The organism is Streptomyces sp. NPDC008079, assembly GCF_042957385.1.
In the GTDB taxonomy this organism is placed as follows: domain Bacteria; phylum Actinomycetota; class Actinomycetes; order Streptomycetales; family Streptomycetaceae; genus Actinacidiphila.
On the sequence record NZ_JBIBIC010000020.1, the window covers coordinates 139,587 to 164,236 of the forward strand.

Below are 24,650 nucleotides of genomic sequence, written 5' to 3' on the forward strand. Positions count from 1 at the left end.
GACGGAAGGGTCTGTGGGGGGTTGCCGATCACGGCGTCTCCTGATTGGTCGCCGAGCGAGAGAGCGCTCTCTGAATGCTGCGATGATTACGGCGCTGTTGCTGACACGTCAAGAAAGTGAACGAGATTCGCCCCGCGAATTCACTCGGACCCGCCTTGATGTCGACACTCGAAGGGTCAACGAACCACTCGTCCCGATAAGGGAGTTAAGCGGCTTGTCGCTGTGTGCAAGAGCTTGAGACGGTGAACATGACGATGGCGGCGGAGAAAAATCTCCGCCGCCATGATTGGTCCAGTCCTGCGCGTCAGCCGCAGGTCAGTACCGGCCCCGCCCAGTCGGCGTGGTCGGAGTCGTTGCCGTTGCCGCCGTCGGTGACCACCAACCGCAGCTCCGTACCGCCGCCCAGAGCGGCCGTCAGATGCCGGGCCGTGTCACTGCCGGTCACCACCCCGCTGTCGGCCACCAGCGTCGAGTCGCGGTAGATCTGGAAGTCCACCGAGCCCTTGCTGCCGACCTCGTCGTCCACCCCCACGTCGGCGGTGACCGAGGAGCACCCGCCGCCCAGGTAGTAGACGACCGTGCTGGCCGCGTGCACGCCCAGCCCCTTGCTGTACGTGGTGCCGCCGACGGTGAGCGTCCTGCCGTCGCCCGCGGCCTGTTCGCCGTTGCTGCGGTCGCGCTCGACCGGGCCCCAACCGCTCACCGCCGACGACCAGTTGAGGTCGCTGAGGGCGTGCGTGCCGGCCGAAGGGCCCTTGCCGCAGGCCATCTTGGCGTCGGCCCAGTCGGCGTGGTCGTAGTTCATGCCGTCGCCCGCGTCGGTGGCCACCAGCCGCAGCGTCGTCCCTCCGGTCAGGTCGGCGGTCAGGTGCGCCGCCGCGTCGTTGCCCGTACGGGTCCCGCTGTCGGCGACCAGGGTGGAGTCGCGGTAGATCTGGAAGTCCACCGAGCCGTTGCTCCCCACCTCGTCGTCCACCCCGACGTCCACGGTCAGCTTTCCGCACAGACCGCCGACGTAGTAGGAGATGTCACTGGGCGCGTGCACCCCGAGTCCCTTCGCGTACGTGGTCCCGCCGATGGTGAGCGTCCTGCCGTCGCCCGCGGCCTGTTCGCCGTTGCTGTGGTCGCGCTCGACCGGGCCCCAGGCGTTCACCGCCGAGGTCCACGACAGGTCGCTCAGCTCGTTGAGCCCGGTCGGCGGCGGCACCGGGCTGCCCGGGGTGACCCGGAACATCACCGTGCCGTGCGCGGGCACCGACGCGCTGATCGTGCCGCCGGTGCTCGATGTCGCCTTGGACCACAGGTCCTTGAGCGCGTACGAGGACGCGCCGCCGACGCCGACGGCCTGCGCGGTGGTGCTGACGGTCTGGGCGGAGGCGTTCTCATTGGTGAGCGTCACCGCGCGGTCGCCGTTGGCCAGCGGCTTCGACATCACCACGAGGCCGCCGGAGGAGGAGACCACCGAGCCCTGCTTGCCCAACGGGTCCTGGTCCACCGCGATCACGTCGGCGTTCTTCAGGATCGTCAGCGTGGCGGCGGACGCGGTCCTGATGTCGCTGCCGATCAGCAGCGGCGAGGCCATCTCCGACCAGAGGCTGAAGTGGGTGCGGTACTCGGTGTCGGTCATGCCGCCGTTGCCGACCTCCAGCATGTCCGGGTCGTTCCACGCGCCGGGCTTGGCGTACGGCGCGAGCTGCTGGTTCTGGTGCGCGATGTTGATCATGCTGGACCACGAGTCGCTGATGTCCCCGGTCGTACGCCAGGAGTTGCCGACCGCGGGCGCCCAGTTCCACGGCTGGTTGGAGCCCCATTCGCAGATGCTGTAGAGGATCGGCCGGCCGGTGGCCTTCAGCGCGTCGCCCATCGCCTTGTAGCGCTGCTGCGCGTCGACGTTGTTGTTGTTGCAGTTGTCGTACTTGAGGTAGTCCACGCCCCAGGACGCCCACAGGTTGGCGTCCTGCTGCTCGTGGCCGAGGCCGCCGGGGAAGCCCGCGCTGTTGCAGGTCTTGGTGCCCGCGGAGGAGTAGAGGCCGAATTTCAGCCCCTTGGAGTGGACGTAGTCGGCGACGTTCTTGATGCCGTCGGGGAAGCGCACGGGGTCGGCGACGAGGTTGCCCGAGGCGTCGCGGCTGGGCAGCGCCCAGCAGTCGTCCAGGTTGACGTAGGTGTATCCGGCGGCCTTGAGGCCCTGGGAGACGAAGAGGTCGGCGATGCCCTTGACCATCGCCTCGTTGAACTGGGACCCGCAGCCGGTGGAATTCCAGTTGTTGAAACCCATCTGCGGGGTCAGGGCCAGGCCGTTGTCGAGGGCCGCGGCCGGTGGCGCGGCGGCGATCTGAGCGGTCACGGCGGCGGTCGCGGCCAGTGCGGTGAGTCCGGCTCCCGCCCCGGCGACGAGGGTGAGCGACGCGGCCGAGGCCGCGAGACGCTGCCGGAGGTGGTGTGTTTTGGTGTGTCGTTCGTGCGGCATGTGCGGCTCCGAGTCATTTCAATGGCGCACAATCCAACGGGGTCGAACGAAAGCAACCACATTTCAGCGGTGCAGCGTGAGCATGTCAATAAGCGCGGTGCGGTGAACCCCGAAGTGCCGTGCGCCAATCCCGAATGACCGTACGAGGCGCGCCACCGGCCGTTCCGGAGGAGATCGACTTTAGGGTGGGCCCGGACCACTGAGATCGCCGAGAGCGGGAACGTGCACGGGATGCCCGACGTACCAGAACCCATGGTCAAGCTGGTCCGGTGGACCACGGAACCGGCCGCGGCCCAGACCCTCAGGTCCACCGCCGCGGCCGTCATCGCCTATGTCGCCGCCGTCCAGCTCACCCCGCAGCCCGCCCCGCTGACCGCGCCACTGACGGCTCTGCTGGTCGTCCAGGTCACCCTCTACTCCACGCTGACCACCGGCATCCGGCGGGTGAACTCGGTGGTGGTCGGCGTCCTGATCGCCATCGGCTTCAGCGCGCTGGTCGGGCTGAGCTGGTGGAGCCTGGGTCTGACGATCTTCAGCGCGCTGCTGATCGGCCGCGTCGTACGGGTCGGCGAGTTCGTGCCCGAGGTCGCGATCAGCGCGATGCTCGTCCTCGGCGTGACCCGGGTCGCGGACACCGCGTGGGACCGGGTGCTGGAGACGCTGATCGGCGCGGGCGTCGGCCTGCTGTTCAACCTGCTGTTCGCGCCGCCGGTCTGGGTGCAGTCCGCGGGCGGCTCCATCGAGTCGCTGTCCCGCCGGATGGGCGCCCTCTTCCGCGACATGGGCGGCGAGCTGGCCGGACACCTCCCCGTCGAGCGCGCCGCCGCCCGGCTGCACGAGGCGCGCCGCGTCGACCACGACATCGTCGAGGTCGACGCCTCGCTGCGGCAGGCGGAGGACAGCCTGCGGTGGAATCCGCGGGTCCGCGAGGGCGTGCTCTCCCGGATCGTGCTGCGGACGGGGCTCGACACCCTGGAGATCTGCGCGGTGGTGCTGCGCGTGCTGTCCAGGACCCTCACCGACCTCGCCAAGCACCGCACCGAGGAGTCGCTGTTCCCCGACGACGTCGCCGTCGAACTGGAGGAGCTGTTCGACCACGTGGCGCACGCGATCGAGAGCTTCGCCGTACTGATCACCACCCAGGTCGCGGCCAACGCGCAGTCGGCGGAGGAGCAGCTGGCGCAGGCCCTCACCGACAGCACGGCCAGCCGTGACAGGACCGCCCAGCTGCTGCTCGCCAAGGTGCGCGAGCACCCCCGGCAGTGGCAGCTACACGGCGCGCTGCTGGCCGAGGTCGACCGCATCCTGGACGAGCTGGCCGTCGAGAAGCGGTCGGAGCGTTTGGTGGAGGAGCTGGACCGCTACTCGCGCGAGCAGAGCGACCGGCACCCCTGGCTGCACATGATCAAGAAGCGGCTGGGCGCCGCCCGTGCGGTCCTGCGCTGACGGCCGGCGCGCGAACTCGCGTCAACGTACGGCTGACGTGCGCGGCGACCGTATACGACCGTACGGCTCAGGCCCCGGTCTCCTCCTGCGGGCCGAACCAGTCGAGGCAGACCACCAGCGCGTCGTCGTCCGCTTCGTGCCCCCGGTAGTCGGGCAGCTCGCGCAGCACCGCGCCCGGCACGTCGGCGGCGGGCAGCAGACTCGTCGCCGACAGGCCGCGGATCAGCGCCCGGTCGCCGTACGCGTCGCCCTCGGGGGAGTACGTGGCGTAGACGCCGTCGCTGGCGAACAGCAGCCGGTCGCCGGGCAGCACCTGGAACTCCTCGGCCACGTAGAGGGTCTCCTCGAACATCCCGAGCGGCAGCTGCTCGTCGAATGCCACCCGCTCGACGGTCTTGCCGCGCTGCCGCCACAGCCGGGGCGACCCGGCGTCCACCACCTGCACCACACCGCTGGGCACGTCGAAGGAGAGCAGCAGCGTGGCGACGTGGGCGGCGCCGCGGTAGCGCGACCACAGGGCCTGGTCGGCGAGCGCGGCCTGGTCGGCGATGCCGATGCCCGCCCGGCGCGCGTTGCGCAGCGCGTTGACGGCCAGGCTGGTCAGGAGGGACGCGTCGATGCCCGCGCCCATGCCGTTGGTGATGGCCAGGGTCAGGGTGTCCGGGCTGGCCGACCAGTCGAAGTTGTCGCCGTGGATGGCGTAGGCGGGCTCCAGCTGGGCGCCGAGCGCGTACTCGGGCCGGGCGAAGGCGCGGCCCGGCAGCAGCTCCCACTGCATCTCGGCCGCCAGGGTGAGCCGCGTGGCCCTGCGCGCGATCAGATAGTGGTCGGTGTCCCGCTCGGCGACCACCAGTTCGCGTCCGAGCAGCTCGGCCACCTCGGCCAGCTCGCCGACGCCCTGCACGGCGTGCCGGTCGGCGGGCAGCACGACCGTGAGGATGCCCAGCCGGTCGCCGCGCACGGTGACCGGCAGATGCACGGTGACCTCGCCGTCCCGCCCCGCGCGCTGCTCCACCGGCTGCTGGCTGCCGAACGCCCTGCCCTGCGGGGTGTTGTGCACCGGCAGCGAGAGCCTGGCGGGCGCCGAGACGTCGACCGACTGGAGCACCGTGGTGCTGTAGTCGGCCAGCAGCAGGTCGGCCGAGACCGTGCCGTAGTGCTCGGCCAGCGCGGTGCGCGCGGTGTCCAGCAGAGCGTAGGGAGCCGCGGAGCGCAGAGCGCGTTCTACGGCCAGGAAGTTCGTCACGGGCGGGACAGCCTTTGCTATCGGTGGGAGAGACGGCGGGTGGGGGGCTGAAGCGGTGCTGACGGACGGCGGCGGTGAAGGGGGTCGGGGACGGCGGCCGAGGTGAGGGCGGGGTGACGAGGTGGGGCGCGGCGGGTGGCAGCGGGCCGGTGCGGGGAGGCGCAGGCTGACAAACCGCCGTCGTCAGTGGCACAGTGGCCAGGTGCCCCACATCGTTCCGCCTCACCGCCATGAGCAGGTCGCTCATGAAGCCAGTGCTGTGTCGGAACTGCTGGAGGTCCTGTGGGGGAGAGGCCAGGAGGCCGCACCGTCCGGCCCCCTGTCACCGTCGCAGGTGCGGGCGCTGTTCGCGATCGAACAGTACGAGGGCGCCAATCTGCGGACACTGGGCGACGCGCTGGGATCGCGGCCGTCCTCGGTGAGCAGGCTCTGCGACCGGCTGGAGGCGGTCGGTCTGGTGGACCGGCAGACGAGCCCGACCAGCCGCCGCGAGGTGGAACTGCGGCTGACCCGGCGCGGGCACGCGGCACTCGCCGAATTCCGCGACTTCAGGGCCCGCGAGGTGAAGGCCGTGCTGGGCCGGATGGCGCCGGACGAGCTGGCGGCGCTCGCCGAGGGACTGACGGCCTTCCGCCGTGCCGCCGCCGGTGCGGCCGTACCCGGTGCGACCACCGCCGACCCCGCACGCCGTGCGGCGGACTCCGCCTAGCATCACGCACCGCTCCCCGCCCCGGGCGCTGTCGCCCGCGCACTCGCATCCCGACCCGCACCCATGCCGTGACACGAACACGTGTGCGTCGGCACAGACTCTTGTCCGATGGATATTGTTGTCAAGTGGCAACGATCTTACTAGGGTGGCTCGCGTGACTGCGCATGTCGGGCAGCACGGGGGCGACGGAACGCCTCGTACGGCCGCCGGTGCGGCAGAGAGTGAAGGAAGCGCTGTGAGCGGTGGCGGAGAGGGTGCCGGGAGACCGGTCGAGGTGGCCGTCCGCCGGGCCGGGACCGCGCTGGTCCTCGCCTTGCGCGGCGAGCTCGACCTGGAAACCCTGGAGCCGCTGCGGGCTGCGCTGGCCGCGGCCAGGCGCGACGACGCGCCCCGCGTGGTGCTCGATCTGTCGCAGGTCACTTTCTGTGACTCCTCCACGGTGAACGAGTTGCTGCGGGCCGATGTCGATCTTGGCCCCGGTCGCCTGTGGCTCGCCGCTCCCTCTCCCTTCGTCGCCCGGCTCTTCGGCCTGGTCGGACTGCCGATGGTGCTGGCCGTCCGTGACTCCGTCGAAGAGGCGCTGGCCGGCTCCGACGACCGCGCGTAACGCTCGGCGCCGCACTGCGCGCCTTCCCCTGAAGCACGGGGGCGAACCCGCTGTGACGTGAGACCGCTCTCACGCGTACCCACTGTCACCCGACCCGCCCACGCGCGGGCGCTCAGGCATGTCCGGAAACCGGCAGGTCCGCCAACTGGCTTTGCCATGGCATGAATCGTTGCCTTCCGAGGCGTAGACGCCGCCGTAGCGCGTCTGTAACACTCTGCCAACACAAACGCAAATTTTTCGCAGAACAACGATGGATCTGCATGGGAAGAGCGCAACTTCATATGCTCAACCCGCACGTTTCGGATAGTCCGTCTCCTGAACCTCCCACCGCTCCGGTCGCGACGAAGCGCCGGACACGACATAGAGGGACGCTATGAGAACGAAGCGCTCCATCCCACGGCTGATGGCGGGGGTGACCGCGACGAGCCTGCTGCTCCTGGGCGGGTCCGCTCTTCCCGCCATGGCATCGGGAGAGCCAAGTCCGGCGACCGACAGCGCGGTCTCGGTCAGTAGCACCAGCGGCAAGAACAGCGCCGCCCACCTCAACGACGGCGACCAGAACACCTATTGGCAGAGTTCGGGCAAGTCCCTGCCGCAGTGGGCGCAGATCGACCTGGGCCGCACCACCCGCATCGACCAGGTGCGGCTGAAGGTCCCCTCGGGGTGGAAGTCCAGGTCGGAGACGCTCTCGATCCAGGCGAGCGAGGACGGCGAGACCTTCAACACCCTGGTCGGCTCGGCGAAGTACACCTTCAGCCCGTCGACCGGCAACACCGTCAAGATCTCCTTCCCGGCCTCCATGGCGCACTACGTGCGCGCCGAGGTGACCGGGAACTCCGCCGGGTCCTCCGCCCAGCTCTCCGAGATCACCGCGCAGGCCGCCGCGGCCTCGACGGTCAACCTCGCCAAGGGCAAGCCGACCGCGGAGTCCAGCCACGCGGACGTCTACGGCTCGGGCAACGCCGTTGACGGCGACGCGAATTCGTACTGGGAGAGCTCCAACAACGCCTTCCCGCAGTGGCTCCGGGTCGACCTCGGTTCCGCGGTGGCGGTCAACCAGGTCGTGCTGAAGCTGCCGCCGGCCACGAGCTGGTCGACGCGCACGCAGACCCTGGCCGTCCAGGGCAGCACCAACGGCACCACGTTCACCGACATCGTCGCCTCGGCGGGTTACTCCTTCAACCCGTCGTCGGCCAACACGGTGACCATCAACTTCAACTCGACGACGACCCGGTACGTCCGGCTGAACATCACCGGCAACACCGGCTGGCCCGCGGGCCAGATATCCGAGTTCGAGGTGTACGGGCCGACGACCGGTGACACCACCGCGCCGACCGCGCCCGCCAACCTGGCGTACACCCAGCCCGCGTCCGGCCAGGTCAAGCTGACCTGGAGCGCCTCCACCGACGACACGGGCGTCACCGGCTACGACGTGTACGCCAACGGCGCGCTGCGTACCTCGGTGGCCGGGAACGTGCTGACGTACACCGACAGCCAGCCCGACACCGCGACCGTGGCGTACTACGTGGTCGCCAAGGACGCGGCGGGCAACCAGTCGGCGCACAGCAACACCGTGACGCGCACCGGCACCTCGGGTGACACGCAGGCGCCGACCGCACCGGGCGGCCTGGCGTACACCCAGCCCGCCTCCGGCCAGATCAAGCTGACCTGGACGGCGTCGAGCGACAACGTCGGTGTCACCGGCTACGAGGTCTTCCGCAACGGCAGCCAGATCGCCACCACCGCGGCCAACGTGCTGACCTACACCGACAGCCAGCCCGACACCGCGACCGTCTCGTACTTCGTACGGGCCAAGGACGCGGCCGGGAACGAGTCGGCGAACAGCAACACGGTGACCCGCAACGGCACCAGCGTCGGCGGTACGAACCTGGCGGTCGGCAAGCCGATCGTCGCGTCCGCCACCGTGCAGAACTTCGTCGCCGCCAACGCCAACGACGACAGCCTGTCGACGTACTGGGAAGGCAGCGGCACCAGCACCCTGACCGTCTCGCTGGGCTCCAACGTGGACACCAGCTCCGTGGTGGTCAAGCTCAACCCCGACGCCTCGTGGGGCAACCGGACCCAGACCATCGCGGTCTCCGGCCGGGAGCAGAGCGCGAGCACGTTCACCCAGCTCTCGCCCGCGACCGCGTACAACTTCAGCCCGTCCACCGGCAACTCGGTGACGATCCCGGTCTCCGGCCGGGTCGCTGACGTGCGCCTCACCTTCAGCTCCAACACCGGTGCGGGCGGCGGCCAGGCGGCCGAGTTCCAGGTCATCGGCGTACCGGGGCCCAACCCCGATCTGACCGTCAGCTCCCTGACGGCCTCGCCCGCCTCGCCGATCGAGACCGACCCGATCACGCTCAGCGCGACGGTGAAGAACATCGGCACCGACGCGGCGGCCTCCACCGACGTCAACTTCTACCTCGGCACCACCAAGGTCGGCACCGGCACCGTCGGCGCGCTGGCCGCGGGCGCGAGCAGCGTCGTGACCGCCAACATCGGCGCGAAGGACGCGGGCAGCTACCAGCTCACCGCCAAGGTCGACGAGTCCAACAAGGTCGTCGAGCAGAACGAGACCAACAACAGCTACACCAACCCCACCGCCCTGGTGGTCAAGCCGGTCGACACCTCCGACCTGGTGGCCTCGCCGGTCGCCTGGTCGCCGGGCAACCCGTCGGCGGGCAACAACGTCAACTTCTCGGTGGCCATCAAGAACCAGGGCACCGTGGCCTCGGCGAGCGGCGCGCACAACGTCACGCTCACCCTGGCCGACGCCACCACCGGCAGTGTCATCAAGACGCTGACCGGCTCCTACAGCGGCGCCATCGCGGCCGGAGCGACCACCAGCCCGATCAACCTGGGTAGCTGGACCGCGGTCAACGGCAAGTACACCGTGAAGACGGTGATCGCCGTCGACGCCAACGAGGTGGCGACCAAGCAGGCCAACAACACCAGCACCCTGTCCTTCTTCGTCGGTCGCGGCGCCAACATGCCGTACGACTCGTACGAGGCCGAGGACGGCGTGCTCGGCGGCGGCGCCCAGGTCGTCGGTCCCAACCGGACCGTCGGCGACATCGCGGGCGAGGCGTCCGGCCGCAAGGCGGTGACGCTCAACTCCACCGGGCAGTCGGTGTCCTTCACCACCCGCGCCAGCACCAACACGCTGGTGGTCCGCTACTCCATCCCGGACGCCGCGGGCGGCGACGGCATCAACTCCAACCTGAACGTCTACGTCAACGGCACGTTCCTCAAGGCCATCGACCTGACGTCCAAGTACGCCTGGCTGTACGGCAACGAGACCGGCCCCGGCAACAGCCCGGGTGCGGGCGGCCCCCGTCACATCTACGACGAGGCCAACCTGCTGCTCGGGACGACCGTCCCGGCGGGCAGCACGATCAAGCTCCAGAAGGACGCCGCGAACACCAGCACGTACGCGATCGACTTCATCAACACCGAGCAGGCCACGGTGATCCCGAACCCGGACCCGACGAAGTACGTCGTGCCGGCCGGCTTCACCCAGCAGGACGTGCAGAACGCCCTGGACGCGGCGCGACAGGACACCACCAAGCTCGGCGTCTACCTGCCGACCGGTGACTACTCGACCGCCCAGAAGTTCCAGGTCTACGGCCGGTCGATCAAGGTGATCGGCGCCGGTCCGTGGTTCACCCGCTTCCGCACTCCGGCCGACCAGTCGAACACCGACGCCGGATTCCGCGCGGACGCCACCGCCAACGGGACGACGTTCTCCGGATTCGCGTTCTTCGGCAACTACACCTCGCGCATCGACGGTCCCGGAAAGGTCTTCGACCTCTCCAACGTGGCCAACATGACCATCGACAACATCTGGGTCGAGCACACGGTCTGCATGTACTGGGGTGCCAACACCGACAACATGGTGATCAGCAACTCCCGTATCCGTGACACGTTCGCCGACGGCGTCAACATGACGAACGGCTCCACGGACAACCACGTCTTCAACAACGAGTCGCGGGCGACCGGTGACGACAGCTTCGCGCTGTTCTCCGCCATCGACGCCGGCGGCGCGGACGAGAAGAACAACGTGTTCGAGAACCTGACGTCGCTGCTGACCTGGCGCGCGGCGGGCGTCGCGGTGTACGGCGGGTACAACAACACCTTCCGGAACATCTACATCGCGGACACCCTGGTCTACTCCGGAATCACCGTCAGTTCGCTGGACTTCGGTTACGCGATGAACGGCTTCGGAACCGTGCCGACCAACATCCAGAACGTGTCGCTCGCCAGAACGGGCGGTCACTTCTGGAACGGCCAGACCTTCCCCGCCATCTGGCTGTTCTCGGCCTCGAAGGTGTTCCAGGGAATCCGCATCAGCGATGTGGACATCACCGATCCGACGTACAGCGGCATCATGTTCCAGACCAACTACGTGGGCGGTCAGCCGCAGTTCCCGATCACGGACACCATCTTGACCAACATCTCGATCACCGGTGCCCACAAGAGCGGTGACGCGTACGACGCGAAGTCGGGATTCGGTCTGTGGGCCAATGAGCTGCCGGAGGCCGGTCAGGGACCGGCCGTTGGTTCCGTCACCTTCAACGGTCTGCACCTGAGCGACAACTTCCAGGACATCAAGAACACCACCTCGACCTTCACCATCAAGGTCAACAACTAAGGGCAGCCGCTGAGGAGCGGCCGTCAGCTGGGAGGTGTCCGCGTTCGGCTCTCGAACGCGGGCACCTCCCGCATGCGTTCACGGGCGGGGTTGGAGAGCAAAAGGCGTGCGGTTGTCTTCAGTTGGTGAACGTGAGGGCTTGACGTGGCATTGGTCTAGTCCTACCTTCGCCGATGCGCCCTCAGTCATGTCGGAGTCCGCCGTTCACGGATCAGAACCGATCCGGGTGCGCGGGTCCGGCTGTCCGCTACCGGAAGGTCTCCCCCCATGAACAGACCGCGCATTCGGCTCAAGGCGCTGACCGCACTCGCCGCCGTCCCCGCACTCGCGGCGGGACTGCTGCTGGCCGCGGGCGCTCCGGCGCAGGCCGCGGCCAATCCGGGCCCCGGCTTCCCCGCGCAGTACGCGGCGCCCTACGCCGAGGTCTGGAACTCCCCGTCGGCGCTGGCGGCGGTGAAGAACGCCACCGGGCTGAAGTACTTCACCCTCGCGTTCGTCATCGACGGCGGCGGCTGCAACGCCACCTTCAACGGCAGTACCTCGGTCACCGACGCGAGCTGGACGTCGGCCATCAACACCCTGCGGTCCGGCGGCGGCGATGTCATCGCCTCCTTCGGCGGCGCGGGCGGCACCGAGATCGGCATCTCCTGTACGTCGGTCGCCGCGCTCAAGACCCAGTACAAGCGCGTGATCGACGGACTCAACCTGACCCGCCTCGACTTCGACATCGAGGGCGGCGCGCTCAACAACACCACCGCCAACGACCGGCGCAACCAGGCCCTCGCGCAGCTCCAGCAGGAGTACGCGGCGGCCGGCAAGAAGCTCGACATCGACTACACGCTCCCGGTCAACCCCACGGGCCTGGAGTCCAACTCGCTCAGCCTGCTGAACAACGCCAAGAGCAACGGCCTCAACGTCAACCTCGTCAACATCATGACGATGGACTACGGGCCGTCGATGGACATGGGCCAGGCGGCCATCAGCGCGGCCACCGCGCTGCACAGCCAGCTCGGCGCCATCTGGAACACCAAGACCTCCGCGCAGCTCTGGGCGATGGAGGGCAACACCCCCATGATCGGGGTGAACGACTCGACCAACGAGGTCTTCTCGACCGCCAACGCGCAGTCGCTGGAGACCTTCGCGAAGAACAACGGCATCCAGGAGCTGTCCTTCTGGTCGCTCGGCCGTGACAAGGCATGCGCCACCAACGGCCAGTTGTCGGACTCGTGCAGCGGCACACCCCAGTCGCAGTACCAGTTCTCCAGCATCTTCAACGCCATCACCGGCGGCGGCACCACTCCGCCGCCCACCGGCGGCGCCACCGGGCCGATCCGGTCCGGTTACGCCAACAAGTGCGTGGACGTGGCCTCCGCGAGCAGCGCCAACGGCGCGGCGGTCCAGCTCTACGACTGCAACGGCACCACCGCGCAGAACTGGACGGTCGGCAGCGACAACTCGCTCCAGGCTCTCGGCAAGTGCATGGACGTGGCCGCGGCGGGCACCGCCAATGGCAGCCAGGTGCAGCTCTACGACTGCAACGGCACGGCCGCCCAGAAGTGGACCCGCAGCGGCAGCACCCTGGTCAACACCGGCTCGGGCAAGTGCCTGGACGCGACCGGGCCCAGCTCCGCCAACGGCACCCGGCTCCAGATCTGGACCTGCGCGGGCGGCGCGAACCAGCAGTGGACGCTGCCTTCGTGACCCGCGCGTCCGCTGAGCGCTAGCTGAGCGGACAGTCGAATCGACCGGTCCCGGGCGGGGACGATGTCACCCGCCCGGGACCGGTGCGCTGTACGGCAGTGATCTTACGGGGCTCCTCGCAAACAATCGACGTGGATACGTAAAAAATCTGCGGTACGGAGATATTGCGGAGTATGTGCGCGGGGCGGGAAGGAGTAGGGGGCGCCGCCGCTTGTCATCGGTGGCCCGCTGTCGATCCTTCACGAGGAGCCCCGATGAACAGCACGGAACTGCTGGCCGACGCCTTCGGCCGGATCCAGGAAGTGGTCCACGACGCCGTGGACGGCCTCACCCCCGAAGAGCTGGCCTTCCGCGTGGACGAGGGCGCCAACAGCGTCGGCTGGCTGATCTGGCACCTGACCCGCGTCCAGGACGACCATGTCGCCGAGGTCGCGGGCACCGAGCAGGCCTGGACCGCGCAGGGCTGGGACGCCCGCTTCGACCTGCCCTTCCCCGCCGGGGCGATCGGCTACGGCGACGGTCCGGACGACGTCGCCGCCGTCCGGGTGAGCTCCGCCGACCTGCTCACCGGCTACCACGACGCCGTATACGAGAACACCGTCCGCCATGTGCGGGAGCTGACCGACGACGACCTCGACCGCGTCGTGGACAAGCGCTGGAATCCGCCGGTGACCCTGGGTGTACGCCTGATCAGCGTCGTCTCCGACGACCTCCAGCACGCCGGGCAGGCGGCGTATCTGCGGGGGCTGCTGATGCGCAGGCGGTGACGGCGTCGGCGTCGGCCGTTCACCCTTCGGTGTTAGAGTTACTTAACCTAAGTTAAGTACCTGCGCGACCTGTGGGGTGTGAGGGTTGGCGAGCGAGAAGACGGCCGAAGAGCCAGCGGCACGAATACAACGGAGGCCACCGCGCATAGCGGCCGACCATCCGCGCTACAAGTGGGTGGCACTGTCGAACACCACGCTCGGCATGCTGATCGCCACGATCAACTCCTCGATCGTGCTGATCTCGCTCCCCGCGATCTTCACCGGTATCCACCTCGACCCCCTCCAGCCCGGCAACGTCAGCTATCTGCTCTGGATGCTGATGGGATACATGCTGGTCACGGCGGTCCTCGTGGTCACCCTCGGCCGGCTCGGGGACATCCTCGGCCGGGTCAAGATCTACAACTCCGGCTTCCTGATCTTCACCGTCACCTCGGTGATCCTCTCCCTGGACCCGATGCAGGGCGGCGGCGGCGCGCTCTGGCTGATCGGCTGGCGCGTCGCCCAGGCCGTCGGCGGCTCGATGCTGATGGCCAACTCGGCCGCGATCATCACCGACGCCTTCCCGGCCCGCCAGCGCGGCATGGCGCTCGGCGTGAACATGGTCGCGGGCATCGCCGGATCCTTCATCGGCCTGGTCCTCGGCGGCCTGCTCTCCGAGTGGGACTGGCGCTCGATCTTCTGGGTCAACGTCCCGATCGGCCTGATCGGCACCGTCTGGGCCTACCGCTCGCTCCACGAGACCGGCATCCGCCGCAAGGCCAGAGTCGACTGGTGGGGCAACGTCACCTTCGCCGTCGGCCTGACCGCGCTGCTCGCGGGCATCACCTACGGCATCCAGCCCTACGGCGGCCACACCATGGGCTGGACCAACCCCTGGGTGCTCGCGGGCCTGATCGGCGGCGTCGCGATGCTCGCAGTCTTCTGCCTCGTCGAGGCCAAGGTGCGCGAGCCGATGTTCCCGCTCGGCCTGTTCCGCAACGTGGCCTTCGCGGGCGGCAACGCGGCCACCCTGCTCGGCTCCATCGCCCGCGGCGGCCTCCAGTTCATGCTGATCATCTGGCTCCAGGGCATCTGGCTGCCCCTGCACGGCTACGACTACGTCGACACCCCGCTGTGGGCCGGTATCTTCCTGCTGCCGCTCACCGTCGGCTTCCTGGTCTCCGGGCCCATCGCGGGCTACTTCTCCGACCGGTACGGCGCCAGGCTCTTCGCCGCCGCCGGATTCGTCGTGATGGCCGCGTCCTTCGCGGGACTGCTGCTGCTCCCCACCGACTTCAACTATCTGGCCTTCGCGTTCCTGATCTTCCTCAACGGGGTCGGCGGCGGTCTGTTCGCGGCGCCGAACACCTCGATCATCATGGCGAGCGTGCCCGCCGAGGCCCGCGGCGCCGCCTCCGGCATGCGCGCCACCTTCCAGAACGCGGGCATGGTGCTCTCCATCGGCGTGTTCTTCTCGCTCATGGTCGCCGGACTCGCCCGCTCGCTGCCCGGCACCCTCAGCAGCGGCCTGGTCGCCCAGGGCGTGCCGGGGGCGAACGCGCACGAGATCGCCAATCTGCCGCCGGTCGGCACGCTCTTCGCGGCCTTCCTCGGCTACAACCCGATCCAGCACCTGCTCGGCCCCGACCTGCTCGGCAAGCTCCCGGCGGCCAACCAGCACACGCTCACCGGCCGTGAATTCTTCCCGCACCTGATTTCCGGGCCGTTCCACGACGGCCTCGTGGTGGTGTTCGCCCTGGCCATCGTGATGTCCTTGGTCGCGGCGGGCGCGTCACTGATCCGCAGCCGCGCCGTCCGCGCGGCCCACGCCCCGCAGGAGTAACCGAACCGACCGAGGAGGCGCCCCCCGCCATGGACCACCCCGACGGGCGCGGGGGCGCCACTCCGGCCGCGGTCGCGCTGATCGTGGCCCGGCTCTACCGCCAGCTCGCCCAGGCGTCCGCCGACGACCTCAACCTGACGTACGCGCAGCTCTCCGCGCTGGCCAGGATCGGGCAGTTCGGCCCCATCCGGCTCGGTGAACTCGCCGCCCGCGAACAGGTCGCCGCCCCCTCCCTGACCCGTACGGTCAGGCCGCTGTCGGAGGCCGGGCTGATCGGCAAGGAGGCCGACCCCTCCGACGGCCGCTCCTGGCTCGTCAGCATCACCCCGGAAGGACGCGCCCTGCTGGAGCGCATCCGCCGCGAGCGGGCGGCACTGCTCGCCCGGAGGATGGCGTGGCTCACCGACGAGCAGCGCGCGATGCTGGACGCGGCGCTCCCCGTCCTGGAACTGCTCCTCACCGAACGGACCCCGACGGACTGACCCGGGCGGACTGACCCCGGCGGTCTGGACCTCACGGTCCGGCCCCGGCGGTCCGGCCCTTACGAACTGCCCCCGCGGCTGCCCCCGCCTCTCAGGCGGGCTGTTCCGGCTGTCCGGGCCGCTCGGGCCGGCCCGGCTCGACCGGGGGCGCCAGCACACCGCAGTGCGGCGCGCACTCCGGCTGCGCGAGCGGCCCCTTCGCCCCGTCCTCGCGCAGCGCACCCGACGGCACCAGCACCGCGGCCAGCACCGCGGCGACGGCGCACAGGCCCGCACAGATCAGCATCGCCTTCCCGAACGCCGAGTTCACCGCGTGCGGCGACCGGTAGGCGTGGTCGGACAGGCCGACGGCCAGGGGGAGGGCCGCGACGATCAGCAGTTGCGCCACGCGGGCCGCCGCGTTGTTCACCCCGCTGGCCACCCCCGCGTGATCGACCTCCACCGAGGCCAGCACGGTCGCGGTCAGCGGCGCCACGAACAGGCACATGCCGAGCCCCTGGACGACGACGGCGGGCAGCACGTCGACGACGTACGAGGAGGTGTCCGGCGACACGCGGGTGAGCAGCAGCAGGCCGCACGCGGTGACCAGCGGACCGACCGTCAGCGGCCAGCGCGGCCCGATCCGCTGGGCGAGCGCGCCCGCGGGCGCGGACAGCAGCAGCATCAGGACGGTCACCGGCAGCGTCGCGAGACCGGCGCGCAGCGCGCTGTACCCGGCGGCGATCTGGAGCTGCACCGGCAGCACGAAGAACACCCCGCCGATGGCCGCGTACAGACAGAGCGTCACCAGATTCATCGAGGTGAACAGCTTCGAGGCGAAGACCGACAGCGGCAGCATCGGGGACGGGCGGCGCCGCTCGGTGCGCAGGAAGGCCCAGCCGCACGCCAGACCCGCCGCCGCGGGCACGGCGACCGCGACGGGGGAGGGGTGACCGGACGCGCTGATCAGCGCGTAGGTGACGCCCGCGAGGCAGAGCGCGGCCAGTACCGCGCCCAGGATGTCGAAGCTCCCGCTCGCCGTACGGTCGCGGCTCTCCGGCACGTGCCGGACGGCGATGGCCACCACGACCGCCGCCAGCGGCAGATTGATCAGGAAGATCCACCGCCAGCCGGGACCGTCCACCAGATAGCCGCCGAGGAACGGGCCGATCGCGCCCGCCACGCCACCGAGGCCCGACCAGGCGCCGACCGCCTTCGCGCGGTCCTGCGGGCGGTACGTGGACTGCACCAGGGCGAGCGAACCGGGCGTCAGCAGCGCCCCGCCCACGCCCTGGAGCGCCCGCGCCGCGATCAGCACGCCGCTGTCGGGCGCCGCGCCGCACAGCGCGGACGCCAGCGCGAACCAGACGACGCCGATGACGAAGACCTTCCTGCGCCCGTACCGGTCACCGAGGCCGCCGCCGAGCAGGATCAGCCCGGCGAGCGTCAGCAGATAGCCGTTGACGGTCCACTGGAGCGCCGCCAGGGTCGCGCCGAGGCCCTCCCCGATCCGGGGGAGCGCGATGTTGACGATGGTGCCGTCCAGCATCGCCATGCCCGAGCCGAGCACCGAGCAGGCCAGCACCCAGCGCCCGGTCGCCGAGGAGAGCCGCACACCCTCGGCGGGCGGCTCCGGATTACTCATGACCGTCACCATAGAGCGCCGGGAGCCGAGGCGTGAGTGTCGCGGCCCCGCGCCGCGGCAACCGTGAAAACCGCGCCCGCCGCGCACCCGCGACCGCGCCCGCCGCGCATCCCCGACCGTGCCCGCCACGCGACCGCGACCGCGCCCGCTGATCACCGGCGCGCATCGGGGGTAAGAATGGTCAGGGCAGGCCCGACCGATGACGCAGCGAAGGAGACGCGGATGCCGCACGAGCGCGCCGGAACACCGGCACGGCCGGACGACCTGGTGGACGTACCCCGCCTGATCACGGCCTACTACGCGCTGCACCCGGACCCCGGCGAGACCGGCCAGCGGGTGGCGTTCGGCACCTCGGGGCACCGCGGCTCGTCGCTGAACACCGCGTTCAACGAGGACCACATCGCCGCCACCAGCCAGGCGATCTGCGACTACCGCACCGCGCAGGGCACCACGGGACCGCTCTTCCTCGGCGCCGACACGCACGCGCTGTCCGAGCCCGCGCGGGTCACCGCGCTCGAGGTCTTCGCCGCCAACGAGGTCTCGGTGCTGATCGACGAGAGCGACGGCTGGACGCCCACCCCGGCCGTCTCGCACGCGATCCTGTCGTACAACAGGGGCCGTACCACCCACCTCGCCGACGGCGTGGTCGTCACCCCCTCGCACAACCCGCCCGCGGACGGCGGCTTCAAGTACAACCCGCCGAGCGGCGGCCCCGCCGCCTCCGACGCCACCGGCTGGATCCAGGACCGGGCCAACGAGCTGATCGCCGACGGCCTCAAGGGCGTGCGCCGCGTCCCGTACACCCGGGCGCTCGCCGCCGACACCACCGGGCGCTACGACTTCCTCGGCCGCTACGTGGACGACCTGCCGTCGGTGCTCGACCTGGAGACCGTACGGCGCGAGGGCGTCACGATCGGCGCGGACCCGCTGGGCGGCGCGTCGGTCCAGTACTGGGGCCGGATCGCCGAATGGCACGGCCTCGACCTGACCGTGGTGAACCCGGTCGCCGACCCCACCTGGCGCTTCATGACGCTCGACTGGGACGGCAAGATCCGGATGGACTGCTCGTCGCCGTACGCGATGGCGTCGCTGATCGCCCGCAAGGACGAGTACCGCATCGCCACCGGCAACGACGCGGACGCCGACCGGCACGGCATCGTCACGCCCGACGGCGGCCTGATGAACCCCAACCACTACCTGGCCGTCGCCATCTCCTATCTGTCGCGGCACCGCGAGCAGTGGCGGCCCGACCTGGCGATCGGCAAGACGCTGGTGTCGTCCTCGATGATCGACAAGGTGGTGGCCGACCTCGGCCGTCCGCTGACCGAAGTCCCGGTCGGCTTCAAGTGGTTCGTGGACGGGCTGCTCGGCGGCACCCTGGCCTTCGGCGGCGAGGAGTCGGCGGGCGCGTCCTTCCTGCGGCGCGACGGCTCGGTGTGGACCACCGACAAGGACGGCATCCTGCTGGCACTGCTGGCCGCCGAGATCACCGCCGTCACCGGCCGCACCCCGTCCGAGCATTACGCGGACCTCACGGAGCGCTTCGGCGCCCCCTCCTACGCGCGGATCGACGCGCCCGCGACCCGCGAGGAGAAGGCCGTACTCGCCGAGCTCTCGCCCAAGCAGGTGCCCGCCGCCGAACTCGCCGGAGACCCCGTCACCTCCGTGCTCACCCACGCCCCCGGCAACAACGCGGCCCTGGGCGGCATCAAGGTCAGCACCGACAACGCCTGGTTCGCCGCGCGGCCCTCGGGGACGGAGGACGTCTACAAGGTCTACGCCGAGTCCTTCCTCGGCGACGACCACCTCGCCACCGTCCAGGAGGAGGCACAGGCCATCGTCGCCCGTGCCCTGAACGGCTGACGGCCGCGCCCTCCACCCGACGGAGCGACCCCGGAGCGCGTGCTCCGCTCCGTCGGGTGAGGGACGACAGGCCCTTCGACGCGCGGGCGGCTCAGGCCAGTTGGGCGGCCTGGAGACCCGCGTACGCGCCGCCGCCGCGCACCAGCTCGGCGTGCGGTCCGACTTCCGCGATACGGCCCTCGTCCAGGACGACGATACGGTCGGCGTTGCGGATCGTGGACAGCCGGTGGGCCACCACGAAGACCGTACGGCCGCGCACCAGCCGGGTCAGCGCCTGCTGGACCAGCGCCTCCGAGCGGGAGTCGAGCGCGGACGTCGCCTCGTCCAGGACCAGCACGCGCGGGTCGCGGATCAGCGCGCGGGCGATGGCCAGCCGCTGCTTCTGCCCGCCGGAGAGCCGGGCGCCCCGCTCACCGACGACGGTGTCGAGACCGTGGGTCATCCGGTCGATGAACTCCAGCGCGTTGGCGTCCCGCAGCGCCGCCCTGACCCTCTCCTCCGGCACATCGGTCATGCCGTAGGTGACGTTGTCGCGGACGGTGCCCTCGAACAGGATCGAGTCCTGCGGCACCACCGACAGCCAGGTCCGGTAGTCGCGCAGGTCCAGATCCTCCATGTCGACGCCGTCGAGCAGAATCCGCCCATGCGTCGGCCGCAGGAAGCCGATCACCAGATTGAGCACGGTCGACTTGCCCGCGCCGGAACCGCCCACCAGGGCGACCGTCTCGCCCGGCCGCACGTCCAGATCGAAGTCGACCAGCGAGGGCCGGTCGCTCTCGGGATAGGTGTGGCCGACCCCGCGGAACTCGAAGTGCCCCACCACGCCCTTCACTTCGGCCTTGCCGTCGTTCTGCTCCAGGTCGGGCGCCTGGAGCACCTCGCCGATCGAGCGGACCGACTCCAGGCCCTTGCCGATCTGCGGGGTCAGCGTCAGCAGCGTGGTCACCGACCCGGTGAGGCTGGAGAAGTACGCGCTGAGCATCACCACGGTGCCCGCCGAAACGTTCAGCCAGCCGTAGTAGGCGACCAGCGCCGAGCCCGCCAGGCAGGCCACACCGATCGCGTTGAGCAGGATCCAGGCCAGCGAGCCGAACCACCCGTTGAGCCGGTCGAGCCGCAGCCCCGCGTGCAGCACCTCGCCCAGCGTGCGGTCCACCCGGTGCAGCGCGGTGTTCTCCAGGCCGTGCGCACGGGTGATGGGGATCAGGGTCGTCATCTCGCTGACCCGCGAGGACAGTTGCTCCACCTGCTGGCGGAAGGACTCGTTGTCGTGCCGCAACCGGCGGCGCAGCCGCACCACCAGCATCGCGGAGGCGGGCACCACGATCAGATAGACCGGCAGGAAGGCGGGCGCCTGGATGCCGATCACCACCAGGCCGCCGCTCAGGGTGGCGATCGCGGCCAGACCGTTGTCGGCGGTCTGCTGCGCCGCCGTCTCGATGGTCTCGACGTCCCTGATCACCTTGGCCTGGAGCACGCCGGCGCTGACACGGGAGTGGTAGCCGATGGAGAGCTGCTGCATCCGCTGGCAGATCGCGGTGCGCAGCCGGGTGCCGGTCCTGCGGATCGAGCCCTGCATGCAGCGCACGTACGCCAGGTGCAGCGGGAGGTTGAGGCTGAGGATCACCAGCAGGACGGCCGAGTTCCACCACAGCACCGATATCGGCCGGTGCTGCACGACGACGTCGACCACGTTGGCCGTGATGAGCGGCAGCAGCCAGACGGGGGTGTGCTTGGCGAAAAAGGCGAGTACGGCGAACCCGACCCGGCGACGGTCGGGTTCGAAGAGGTAGAGGAGGGTACGGACGGGGTGTTCGCCGCGGTAGCGGTGGCTGAGCGTGCCTTGCGGCAGCGCCATTGAAGGCTCCTCGAAATGACGTCTTCGCAGTACAGGTGCGCGCATGCGCCTCATCGCGCATGCGCCCGCCTTCACCTTAGAGCCGCTACAGCACCACGACCGAACGCAATACGTCGCCCTCGGACATCCGCGCGAACGCCGCCTCCACCTCGTCCAGCGCGATGGTCTCCGTGACGAACGCGCCCAGGTCCAGGCGCCCCTGGAGATGCAGGTCGATCAGCATCGGGAAGTCCCGCGACGGCAGGCAGTCGCCGTACCACGACGACTTCAGCGCGCCGCCGCGGCCGAACACGTCCAACAGCGGCAGCTCCAGCGTCATCTCCGGACTCGGCACCCCCACCAGGACCACCGTCCCGGCCAGATCGCGCGCGTAGAACGCCTGCTTGTACGTCTCCGGGCGGCCGACCGCGTCGATCACGACGTCGGCGCCGTTCCCGCCGGTCAGCTCGCGGATCGCCTCCACGGCGTCACGGTCGCGGGAGTTGACGGTGTGCGTGGCGCCCATCGCGGACGCCGTGGCGAGCTTGCGGTCGTCGATGTCGACGGCGATGATCCTGGCCGCACCGGCCAGCCGCGATCCCACCACGGCCGCGTCGCCGACGCCGCCGCAGCCGATGACCGCGACCGAGTCGCCGCGGCCCACGTTCCCGGTGTTGAGCGCCGCGCCGATCCCGGCCATCACCCCGCAGCCGAGCAGCCCGGCCACCGACGCCGACACCGCCGGGTCGACCTTCGTGCACTGCCCGGCCGCGACCAGCGTCTTCTCCGCGAAGGCGCCGATGCCCAGCGCGGGCGACAGCTCCGTGCCGTCCTTGAGCGTCATCTTCTGCTTCGCGTTGTGGGTGTCGAAGCAGTACCAGGGGCGCCCGCGCAGACACGCGCGGCACCGGCCGCACACGGCCCGCCAGTTGAGGATCACGAAGTCGCCCGGCGCGACCTCGGTGACGCCGTCGCCGACGGTCTCGACCACGCCGGCGGCCTCGTGCCCGAGCAGGAACGGGAAGTCGTCGTTGATCGCGCCCTCCCGGTAGTGCAGGTCGGTGTGGCAGACCCCGCACGCCTGGATCCGCACCACCGCCTCGCCCGGCCCCGGATCCGGCACCACCACCGTGTCCACCCGTACCGGCTCGCCCTTGCCCGGTGCGATCACTGCGCGGACTTCCTGTGCCATGTCCGGTCCTTCCCTTCGTCGTGTGCCCAGCGTTCGGCCACTGTTCGCTGCCGACGATAGGTGCCGCGACCCCGCGGCGGGCAGTACCCGGAAAGGCGCACATGGGTGGACCGGCACCGGGCATACGTCACTGCGGGCCACGGGTCGCCTACCGCTCGACGCTGTGAGGGGCACTTTTGACCACTGAGGACAGCGCGGTCCGCGGCACGCGGCCGGCTGACAGAAGACGGCTGCCGAAGACCGTCGCGACCTTCCGCGCCATCCGGGCCCTCGGCCGCGCCATAGGGGCGGCATGGGAGGAGGACGCCACGGAGCGGGCGGCGGCCCTCACGTACTACGCGGTGCTCGCGCTCTTCCCCGCGCTGCTGGTCACCGTGTCGGTGCTGGGCCTGGCGGGCGGTGCCTCGGAGAACCAGCTGGCCTCCGAGGTCACCTCCCTGCTCCCGACCGCGTCCCGGCCGATCGTCGCCTCCGCGCTCCAGGACATGGCCGACGACCGGTCCGCGACCCTCTCCCTGGTGATCATCGGCAGCGCGGGCGCCGTCTGGTCGGCGTGCAGCTACTCCAGCGTCTTCCGGCGCGCCCTGCACTCGATGTACCGGGTGACCGACCACCGCCCCGCCTGGCGCACCGCCCCGCGCATCGTGATCACCTCGGTGGCGCTGCTCGTCCTGCTGGTGTGCAGCGCCAGCAGCCTGGTGGTCAGCGGCGAGGTCGCCCACCGGATAGGGGAGCTGCCGCACATGAACACCCCCGTGATCACCGCCTGGCGGGTGTTGCGCTGGCCCTTGCTGCTGGTGCTGGCCGCCGCGCTGGTCCTGGTGCTCTTCCGCTCAGGTCCCCGCGGCACCCGCGGCCTGCGCGCGATGGCCCCCGGCGGCGCCCTCGCCGTCCTGCTGTGGCTGCTGACCTCGGTCGGATTCGCCGCGTACACCGCCCGCGCGGGCACGTACAACCGGCTCTACGGCCCGCTGGCCGGCACCGTGGTCTTCCTGGTGTGGCTGTGGTTCTCCAACCTGGCCCTGCTGGTCGGCGCCCACTTCAACGCCCAGCGGGCACTGGACGGCAAGGCCGCGCCGCCGCCGGAGGCCCCGGCGGCGTCCAAGACGCCGGAAGCGGCCCCGGACGTCGCACCGCTGCCGGTTCAGCCGCGGCCGGGCCGGAAACGGCGGTAGAGCACGACGCCGCCGAGCAGCAGGGCGGCGCTGCCACCGGCGGTGTACGGCAGGCCGTCCGCACCGGTGTGCGCCAGCGTCGGGGCCGCGGGGTCCTCGACGTTCGGCGGCGCGGGCACCGGAGTGTGGGCCGGGGCGGGCGGGGTGGTCGGCACCGGAGTGGGCTTGACGACCGGCGGAGTCGAGCCGTTCGTCGAGGTGTTGCCGGTGGAGGGGTTGCCGATCCCGACGACATTGACGCTGTTGCCGGTGATGTTGACGGGCACGTCGATCGGCAGCCGGATGCTGTTGCCCGACAGCAGGCCGGGCGAGTTACGGGTGCCGCCCGCCGCGTGTGCGCCGCCGCCCGAGCCCGAGTTCGTCCCGGCGGGGACCGCGCGCTCATCGGCCGGTGCGCCCGCGTGCCGACCCGGCCTGGCACCGGGGGAGGAGTGCGTGGCGGCCGGAGCCGAGGTGTTGGCGCACGCGTTGCCCGTCACCGGATTCAGCAAACCGATCACATTGATCGTATTTCCGCATACATTCACCGGAATGGAGACGGGCACTTCCACCGAATTGCCCGACAGGACACCGGGCGATCCGGTGGTGTCACCCTGGGCGGCCGAATCGGCCTGGGCATACCCGGCGCCCGCCAACAGACCGCCGGCGACCATGGCGGTGACGAGTCCCTTCTGGGCAACCCTGTTCATACGCTTTCCTGCCTTCCGGAAATCCTCACGGGCCGCATGCCCGCACCGGAGACAACGCGCTCAGGGCCAATCAGGTCATGGCCGACGGATAAATCACCCCAACGAGTGACCGTGTCGCGGCCTCGTCCCTGACGGGCCGACAGGACGTGCGGCCAGCACTTTTCCCGGTATTCCGGCTATCGGTTCCGCTATTCCTATGAATTACCCATGAGCGGCCGATGGAACGTGGTAACGGATTGTCCCGACACGACAGCGGCGGGGGGCCCCCGGGGGGTGGGCGCCCCCCGGGGCCGCCGGGGGGGGGGGGGGGGTGGGTGGCGCCCCCCGTGCACCGGGGGCGCGGGCGACTACAAAAAAAAAAAG

At 70.2% G+C, this 24,650-nt stretch carries 16 protein-coding genes; 10 read left to right on the top strand and 6 right to left on the bottom strand.

Translation table 11 applies throughout. The annotated features are described in order from the left end of the window. Positions 1-304: 304 nt before the first annotated feature. The gene (locus tag ACFZAM_RS31075) at positions 305-2,470 is read right to left on the bottom strand and encodes an NPCBM/NEW2 domain-containing protein (RefSeq protein ID WP_391050731.1); all 2,166 of its coding nucleotides are present in this window, start codon (positions 2,468-2,470) and stop codon (positions 305-307) included. A 231-nt stretch (positions 2,471-2,701) separates the two neighbouring features. Between ACFZAM_RS31075 and ACFZAM_RS31080 the strand changes: the two genes are divergently transcribed. Continuing rightward, a complete protein-coding gene (locus tag ACFZAM_RS31080; RefSeq protein WP_355347699.1) occupies positions 2,702-3,916 on the top strand; it encodes an aromatic acid exporter family protein in 1,215 nt (404 codons plus the stop codon). Between the two features lie 67 nt (positions 3,917-3,983). Here the strand turns inward: ACFZAM_RS31080 and ACFZAM_RS31085 are convergent, their stop codons facing one another. Continuing rightward, the gene (locus ACFZAM_RS31085) at positions 3,984-5,162 is read right to left on the bottom strand and encodes a PP2C family protein-serine/threonine phosphatase (protein WP_355347696.1); all 1,179 of its coding nucleotides are present in this window, start codon (positions 5,160-5,162) and stop codon (positions 3,984-3,986) included. Between the two features lie 202 nt (positions 5,163-5,364). On the opposite strand from ACFZAM_RS31085, the gene ACFZAM_RS31090 reads away from it, so the two are divergent. From ACFZAM_RS31090 to ACFZAM_RS31120, 7 genes are all read left to right on the top strand, one after another. Further along, entirely contained in the window at positions 5,365-5,871 is a 507-nt protein-coding gene (locus ACFZAM_RS31090) for a MarR family transcriptional regulator (RefSeq protein WP_355347693.1), read from the top strand. A 235-nt stretch (positions 5,872-6,106) separates the two neighbouring features. Then, complete coding sequence (locus ACFZAM_RS31095) at positions 6,107-6,478, top strand: STAS domain-containing protein (RefSeq protein WP_355347690.1); 372 nt, start codon at positions 6,107-6,109, stop codon at positions 6,476-6,478. Between the two features lie 373 nt (positions 6,479-6,851). Continuing rightward, positions 6,852-11,135 carry a discoidin domain-containing protein gene (locus ACFZAM_RS31100; protein ID WP_391050735.1) on the top strand — a complete coding sequence of 1,428 codons (4,284 nt, stop codon included), beginning with the start codon at positions 6,852-6,854 and terminating at the stop codon, positions 11,133-11,135. Positions 11,136-11,402: 267 nt separating this feature from the next. Continuing rightward, entirely contained in the window at positions 11,403-12,836 is a 1,434-nt protein-coding gene (locus tag ACFZAM_RS31105) for a ricin-type beta-trefoil lectin domain protein (protein ID WP_355347684.1), read from the top strand. A gap of 254 nt (positions 12,837-13,090) precedes the next feature. Beyond that, positions 13,091-13,603, top strand: coding sequence for a DUF664 domain-containing protein (locus ACFZAM_RS31110; RefSeq protein ID WP_355347681.1), 513 nt, complete (start codon positions 13,091-13,093; stop codon positions 13,601-13,603). Positions 13,604-13,805: 202 nt separating this feature from the next. Further along, entirely contained in the window at positions 13,806-15,425 is a 1,620-nt protein-coding gene (locus ACFZAM_RS31115) for an MFS transporter (RefSeq protein WP_391050750.1), read from the top strand. A gap of 29 nt (positions 15,426-15,454) precedes the next feature. Beyond that, positions 15,455-15,907 (top strand): MarR family transcriptional regulator, encoded by a 453-nt coding sequence (locus ACFZAM_RS31120; RefSeq protein ID WP_391050737.1) that lies wholly within the window; start codon positions 15,455-15,457, stop codon positions 15,905-15,907. 91 nt (positions 15,908-15,998) lie between these two features. Here the strand turns inward: ACFZAM_RS31120 and ACFZAM_RS31125 are convergent, their stop codons facing one another. Next, positions 15,999-17,531: an MFS transporter gene (locus ACFZAM_RS31125; protein ID WP_355347675.1), complete on the bottom strand. Its 1,533-nt coding sequence runs from the start codon at positions 17,529-17,531 to the stop codon at positions 15,999-16,001. Between the two features lie 222 nt (positions 17,532-17,753). Between ACFZAM_RS31125 and pgm the strand changes: the two genes are divergently transcribed. Further along, positions 17,754-19,394, top strand: coding sequence for a phosphoglucomutase (alpha-D-glucose-1,6-bisphosphate-dependent) (gene pgm, locus ACFZAM_RS31130; protein ID WP_355347672.1), 1,641 nt, complete (start codon positions 17,754-17,756; stop codon positions 19,392-19,394). Between the two features lie 91 nt (positions 19,395-19,485). On the opposite strand, the gene ACFZAM_RS31135 is transcribed toward pgm, so the two are convergent. Together ACFZAM_RS31135 and ACFZAM_RS31140 are read right to left on the bottom strand one after the other, a co-directional pair. Further along, positions 19,486-21,252: an ATP-binding cassette domain-containing protein gene (locus tag ACFZAM_RS31135; protein WP_391050739.1), complete on the bottom strand. Its 1,767-nt coding sequence runs from the start codon at positions 21,250-21,252 to the stop codon at positions 19,486-19,488. A gap of 85 nt (positions 21,253-21,337) precedes the next feature. Continuing rightward, positions 21,338-22,423 (bottom strand): S-(hydroxymethyl)mycothiol dehydrogenase, encoded by a 1,086-nt coding sequence (locus ACFZAM_RS31140; RefSeq protein WP_355347666.1) that lies wholly within the window; start codon positions 22,421-22,423, stop codon positions 21,338-21,340. A gap of 176 nt (positions 22,424-22,599) precedes the next feature. On the opposite strand from ACFZAM_RS31140, the gene ACFZAM_RS31145 reads away from it, so the two are divergent. Continuing rightward, positions 22,600-23,598, top strand: coding sequence for a YihY/virulence factor BrkB family protein (locus tag ACFZAM_RS31145; RefSeq protein ID WP_355347663.1), 999 nt, complete (start codon positions 22,600-22,602; stop codon positions 23,596-23,598). On the opposite strand, the gene ACFZAM_RS31150 is transcribed toward ACFZAM_RS31145, so the two are convergent. After that, positions 23,568-24,287, bottom strand: a complete 720-nt coding sequence (locus ACFZAM_RS31150) for a chaplin family protein (protein ID WP_391050741.1) — start codon at positions 24,285-24,287, stop codon at positions 23,568-23,570. The two genes, ACFZAM_RS31145 and ACFZAM_RS31150, sit on opposite strands and share 31 nt — an antisense overlap. Between the last annotated feature and the right edge of the window lie 363 nt (positions 24,288-24,650).

What these genes read in the sequence shown, in the direction of transcription:
- ACFZAM_RS31100 (WP_391050735.1), top strand. Translation starts at nt 6,852, where the DNA reads ATGAGAACGAAGCGCTCCATCCCACGGCTGATGGCGGGGGTGACCGCG.
- ACFZAM_RS31135 (WP_391050739.1), bottom strand. Translation starts at nt 21,252, where the DNA reads ATGGCGCTGCCGCAAGGCACGCTCAGCCACCGCTACCGCGGCGAACAC.
- ACFZAM_RS31125 (WP_355347675.1), bottom strand. Translation starts at nt 17,531, where the DNA reads ATGAGTAATCCGGAGCCGCCCGCCGAGGGTGTGCGGCTCTCCTCGGCG.
- pgm (WP_355347672.1), top strand. Translation starts at nt 17,754, where the DNA reads ATGCCGCACGAGCGCGCCGGAACACCGGCACGGCCGGACGACCTGGTG.
- ACFZAM_RS31105 (WP_355347684.1), top strand. Translation starts at nt 11,403, where the DNA reads ATGAACAGACCGCGCATTCGGCTCAAGGCGCTGACCGCACTCGCCGCC.
- ACFZAM_RS31140 (WP_355347666.1), bottom strand. Translation starts at nt 22,423, where the DNA reads ATGGCACAGGAAGTCCGCGCAGTGATCGCACCGGGCAAGGGCGAGCCG.
- ACFZAM_RS31080 (WP_355347699.1), top strand. Translation starts at nt 2,702, where the DNA reads ATGCCCGACGTACCAGAACCCATGGTCAAGCTGGTCCGGTGGACCACG.
- ACFZAM_RS31115 (WP_391050750.1), top strand. Translation starts at nt 13,806, where the DNA reads ATGCTGATCGCCACGATCAACTCCTCGATCGTGCTGATCTCGCTCCCC.
- ACFZAM_RS31110 (WP_355347681.1), top strand. Translation starts at nt 13,091, where the DNA reads ATGAACAGCACGGAACTGCTGGCCGACGCCTTCGGCCGGATCCAGGAA.
- ACFZAM_RS31150 (WP_391050741.1), bottom strand. Translation starts at nt 24,287, where the DNA reads ATGAACAGGGTTGCCCAGAAGGGACTCGTCACCGCCATGGTCGCCGGC.
- ACFZAM_RS31120 (WP_391050737.1), top strand. Translation starts at nt 15,455, where the DNA reads ATGGACCACCCCGACGGGCGCGGGGGCGCCACTCCGGCCGCGGTCGCG.
- ACFZAM_RS31075 (WP_391050731.1), bottom strand. Translation starts at nt 2,470, where the DNA reads ATGCCGCACGAACGACACACCAAAACACACCACCTCCGGCAGCGTCTC.